Annotated in this window: 1 protein-coding gene; it reads right to left on the bottom strand. The window is 52.8% G+C overall.

The features are described 5' to 3' along the window. Nucleotides 1-385: 385 nt before the first annotated feature. Nucleotides 386-5,023: a glutamate synthase-related protein gene (locus J0895_RS16160; protein ID WP_207089072.1), complete on the bottom strand. Its 4,638-nt coding sequence runs from the start codon at nucleotides 5,021-5,023 to the stop codon at nucleotides 386-388. Nucleotides 5,024-5,393: the final 370 nt, after the last annotated feature.

Genomic DNA, 5,393 nt, shown 5'->3' with positions numbered 1-5,393 from the left:
TTGCCAAGGGGAGGGGACCGGAGGGGGACCCCACCCTAACCCGGACCTTGCTAAGGGGAGGGGACCGGAGGGGGACCCCACCCTAACCCGGACCTTGCTAAGGGGAGGGGACCGGAGGGGGACCCCACCCTAACCCTCCCATTGCTAAGGGGAGGGGACCGGAGGGGGACCCCACCCTAACCCGGACCTTGGCAAGGGGAGGGGACCGGAGGGGGTTTGGCTTCGTCGGGGTTGAATCAAAACCTACCTTTGGAAATGGGGGAAGAAACGACAGCAAGTCGTTACTACGAACTTAAGTAACGACTTGCTGTCGTTTCTACGAACAGAGGGAAAAGGTGGGGGTTCCCTCTGTTGTTAATTCAGCTATACCTTCACTGACACCTTTTCAACCGCAGATTTCCGCCACTACTTCAGAACTACCCGCTTCCGAGGGCGGAACCACCTGCCAAAACATCGGTAAATACTCCGCCCAATTCTCCAGAATCCGAGACGCCTTATCACTGCCCGTATATTCTTCGTGCTTATGAATCATCCCCTTCAATTGCGCCTCCCCAGCAAAAGTCGTCACCCGTTGGATATGGACAATCTCATCATTCACCAACCCCTCAAAATCCCCCTCTTCATCGAGGAAATACGCCAAACCACCCGTCATCCCGGCCCCTACGTTTCGGCCCGTTTTCCCCAGGACGACGATAACGCCCCCGGTCATATATTCACAAGCATGGTCCCCGGCCCCTTCAATCACCGCCTTACCCAAGGAATTTCGCACAGCAAAGCGTTGTCCCGCTTGGCCTCGGGCAAAGAGGTATCCCCCGGTGGCACCGTAGAGGCAGGTATTCCCAACGATCGCATTCTCAGCCGGATTATAAGTCGCTCCCCCTGGTGGCACCACCACCAAAGTTCCGCCCGTCATGCCTTTGCCGACATAATCATTGGCCTCCCCTTCCAAGCGCAGAGTCACTCCGTCCACATTAAATGCCCCAAAACTCTGTCCCGCCGAGCCTTGGAAAGTCAAATTAATCTGACCACCAAAGCCATTATTGCCATAGCGAGAGGCAATTTCCCCAGCCAGACGCGCCCCAACAGAACGGTCCGTATTGACAATCGGGAGAGTTTTCGAGACCTCCGATTGAGACGCGATCGCCCCCGCAATCTCCCCAGAGGCCAACAACTCATCCTCCAACACCGGCCCATTGCCATGCACTGGACCATGACTTAACCAACTGCGATCGCCTCGCGTATCCGGCAACAGCTTAGTAATCACATCCAAACACAGCCCCTGAGTCTTCCTCAATTCCACTGATTCCCGCACAGTCAGCAAATCTCCTCGGCCAATCACTTCTTGCAAAGACCGATATCCCAACATCGCCAACAACTGCCGCACTTCTTCCCCAATGAAATAGAAGAAATTGACCACGTGTTCCGGGACCCCGGTAAACCGCGCCCGTAACTTCTCTTGCTGGGTGGCGACTCCCACAGGACAATTGTTGGTATGGCAAATCCGGGCCATGATGCAACCTTCGGCAATCATGGCGATACTGCCAAAGCCAAACTCTTCGGCCCCCATCAAGGCAGCAATCAGGACATCCCAGCCACTTTTCAAGCCGCCATCGGTACGGAGGACGACCCGATCGCGCAGTCCATTGCTCATCAACACCCGCTGCACCTCCGCCAAACCCAACTCCCAGGGACTCCCGGCGTGTTTAATCGAACTCAAAGGAGAAGCCCCAGTCCCGCCATCATGTCCAGAAATCTGGATAACATCCGCATTCGCCTTAGCCACCCCAGCGGCGATCGTGCCAATCCCAATCGACGACACCAACTTCACCGAAACCGCCGCCTTCGGATTAACCTGGTGCAAATCAAAAATTAACTGAGCCAAATCCTCAATACTGTAAATATCGTGATGCGGTGGCGGCGAAATCAGCGGAACCCCCGCCTTAGACTTCCGCAACATCGCAATATAAGGACTAACCTTCTTCCCGGGCAATTGTCCCCCTTCACCAGGTTTCGCCCCTTGTGCCATTTTAATTTCGATTTGCTTGGCATTCATCAGGTACTCCGGAGTCACCCCAAAGCGGCCTGACGCCACCTGTTTGATAGCCGACGAAGCAGTATCCCCATTTTTCAATCCGTTGAGATGGGGTAAAGATGGCGAGTGACCTTCAATATCCACATCATCCAAAACCCCAAACCGCACAGAATCTTCCCCCCCTTCCCCAGAATTAGACTTACCGCCAATCCGGTTCATGGCGACTGCCAATACCTCATGGGCCTCCCGAGACAAAGCCCCCAAAGACATTCCCCCAGTGCAGAACCGTTTGAGAACTTCCGCCACAGGTTCCACCTCATCAATCGAAACCGAAGGGCGATCGCTCTTAAAATCCAACAAATCCCGCAACGCCGTCGGCGGACGTTCCGCTAAATACTGCTTATAAACTTGATAATGCTCATACCCTACCCCCGAACCCTTCGTATCCGCCACGGCCTTATGCAGCGCTTTCGACATTTCCGGGGAATTCATGTGATATTCACCACCAGGGCGATATTGCACAAACCCTTCATTCTGCAACTTCTTGCCCGCCGGTTGGGGGAACGCCTTCTCATGAAATGCCCCCAATTCTGACCCCAACTCCGCAACGCTCAATCCGCCAATTTGAGAAGCAGTTCCCACAAAAGCCAAATCCAGCAATTCCCGACCAATCCCGATCGCCTCAAAAATCTGAGCCCCGTGATAACTCGACAGCAGAGAAATCCCCATCTTGGAGAGAATCTTCAACAGTCCCGCCTCGATCGCATGACGATAATTTTCCTGAGACTGCTCAACAGTCACTTGAGGCAACTTACCCCGTTCCATCAATTTCTGAGTCTTGCCATCCTTATGCCAATGGCGCACTGATTCCAACGCCAAATAGGGACAAACAGCCGAAGCGCCATAGCCAATCAAACAAGCAAAATGATGGGTACTCCAACATTGCGCCGTATTCACAATCAAAGAAGCATGAGAGCGCAATCCCGCCCGAATCAAGGCATGGTGAACCGCCCCAACTGCCACCAGTGGGGGAATATAGGTGTCTTTTGTATTCGGTCCCGGTGCATCACTCAAAATCACCAAGGTTGCACCATTTCGCACCGCTGACTCCGCTTGATTGCAGAGGTTTTGCACCGAGTCGGCCAATTCCGAGGGCTGATTAGTGACGGGAAATAGGGTAGACAGAGTTAGCAAATCAGACCGAGATTCAATCTCGCGTAAATCCGCTTCATTCAGAACCGGGGAGTCAATTTCTAGCTGTCCAGCAAACTCCGGTTTGACTTCTAGGAGATTGCCCCGAACTCCCAAGTGCATCCGCAGGGACATCACCAGACTTTCCCGCAGGGGGTCGATGGGGGGATTAGTGACTTGAGCAAACCGTTGTTTGAAATAGTCGTAAAGCAGACGAGGTTTTTGGGACAGAACCGCCAGGGGGATATCATCGCCCATGCAGAAGGTGGGTTCTTTGCCCATTGCTGCCATTTCTTCGATAATCATTTCCACATCTTCGCTGGTGTAACCGAAGGCAGTTTGGGCGGACAGCAGTTGTTCGGGGGTGAGTTGAGTAGCCAGAAGGGAGGTTTGGCGTTGGAGATGTTGACGATGCTGCCCTAACCATTCGCCGTAGGGATGCTTTTGAGCAATCCGTTCCTTGACCTCCCAGTTTTTGAGGATTTCGTGAGTGGTGAGGTCTACGACGAGGGTTTGACCGGGACCCAGGCGACCTTTTTCGATGATGTCGGCGGAGGGGATATCGACGACACCAGCTTCCGAAGCGACCATCACCAAGCCACCCTTAGTTATCGCATAGCGGGCGGGGCGTAAGCCGTTGCGATCGAGGGTGGCCCCGACGGCACGACCATCGCTATAGGCAATCAGGGCCGGACCATCCCAAGGTTCTTGGATGCCGCTGTAGTATTCATAGAAATCGACTATAGACTGACGATTTTTGAGGGCGGGTTGGTTTTGATAGGCTTCCGGGACCATAATCATCAGGGCTTCGCTGGCGTCAGAACCGGACCGGACGAGCAGTTCCATGACGTTATCGAGGTTGGCGGAGTCGCTGTTGTTGGGATTGACCAAAGGTTTGAGTTGTTCAATTTTTTCCCCCCACAGCGGCGATCGTAAATCCACCTGCCGCGCCATCATCCAGTTGATATTGCCCAAGAGGGTGTTAATTTCCCCATTGTGTCCCAACAACCGCATCGGTTGAGCCAAGGGCCATCGGGGGAGGGTGTTGGTGCTAAACCGGCGATGATAAACGGCGAATGCACTGGTATAGGACTCATCCAGTAGATCCAGGTAAAAATCGCTCAGGACCGCCGAACGGACCATACCTTTGTAGACAATGGTGCGATTGGAGAAGGAACAAATATAGAAATCTTGTCCCCAAATAATCGGGTTTTGATGGTTGGGACCCGCTGCATCGACTTTCAGGGCGGAACCGATTACACGGCGGGTCAGATACATAAGGCGTTCCAATTCATCCCCGGTTTTGTCTGGGGAATGGACAAATACTTGCTCAATATGAGGTTGATTTTCCCGCGCTTGCACCCCCAGGACTTCCGGACGCACGGGAACCTTGCGCCATCCCAACAGTTGCAAGTCATGAGTTTTGATGGTTTCTTCGACAATTTGACGCGCCGAGAGTTGCAACACTGGGTCCATTGAGAAAAAGACCATCCCGACCCCAATGGATTCAAGAGGCAGGGAGTTCGGGTTATGCTCCTGTAACCAAGGCTGGAAGAGTTGCCAAGGAATGGCGGTCATGACTCCGGCCCCATCTCCTGAATCCCTGTCTGCGGAACAGCCGCCGCGATGTTCGAGGCAGGTTAGGGCTTTCATTGCCATTGAAATGATGGACCGACTGGGAATGTTTTGGCGATCGGCGATATAGCCGACACCACAGGCGTCTCGTTCTTCGACTAACCAGGGTTGACCAAGGAAACCGAACTCATTGATGGAATTGGATTGATTATTTGGGTTGGGCATTGCTTTTCAAAGTAGATGATGGATGGGGAATTGTAGAGTTTAGAGTTTAGGTTTTAGATTTTTTTCGGGTTAAATCTGCCAGTTTTTAATCATCGAGTTCTCTATAAATTTAGGGGTAAACAATTTTTAGATGGAAACGATCCGCAGAAGGGGTCGGCGCGATCGCCCCCGTTGCTGTCCCTTGATGACAACCCAGGGTTAGACTGCATCTTTTTTCGCCTATCCGTTCTTACCGAGAATCGGCGTAAAGCCCCCGGATTTATCCGTGGGGATATGAGCCGACCGTGTTAAAATAGTAAAAGCGAGTAAGAATAATCATCTGCGTGATTATTGTATTCTAGTCTTCGGTGAAATTCCGGCACAGTAAGTC

The organism is Phormidium pseudopriestleyi FRX01 (assembly GCF_017313335.1).
GTDB lineage: Bacteria > Cyanobacteriota > Cyanobacteriia > Cyanobacteriales > Laspinemataceae > Laspinema > Laspinema pseudopriestleyi.
Note: the sequence above shows the minus strand (reverse complement) of the source record. Positions and strands in the feature narration are given on the sequence as shown.

Coding starts and splice junctions, on each gene's coding strand:
- J0895_RS16160 (WP_207089072.1), bottom strand. CDS start 5,023: ATGCCCAACCCAAATAATCAATCCAATTCCATCAATGAGTTCGGTTTC.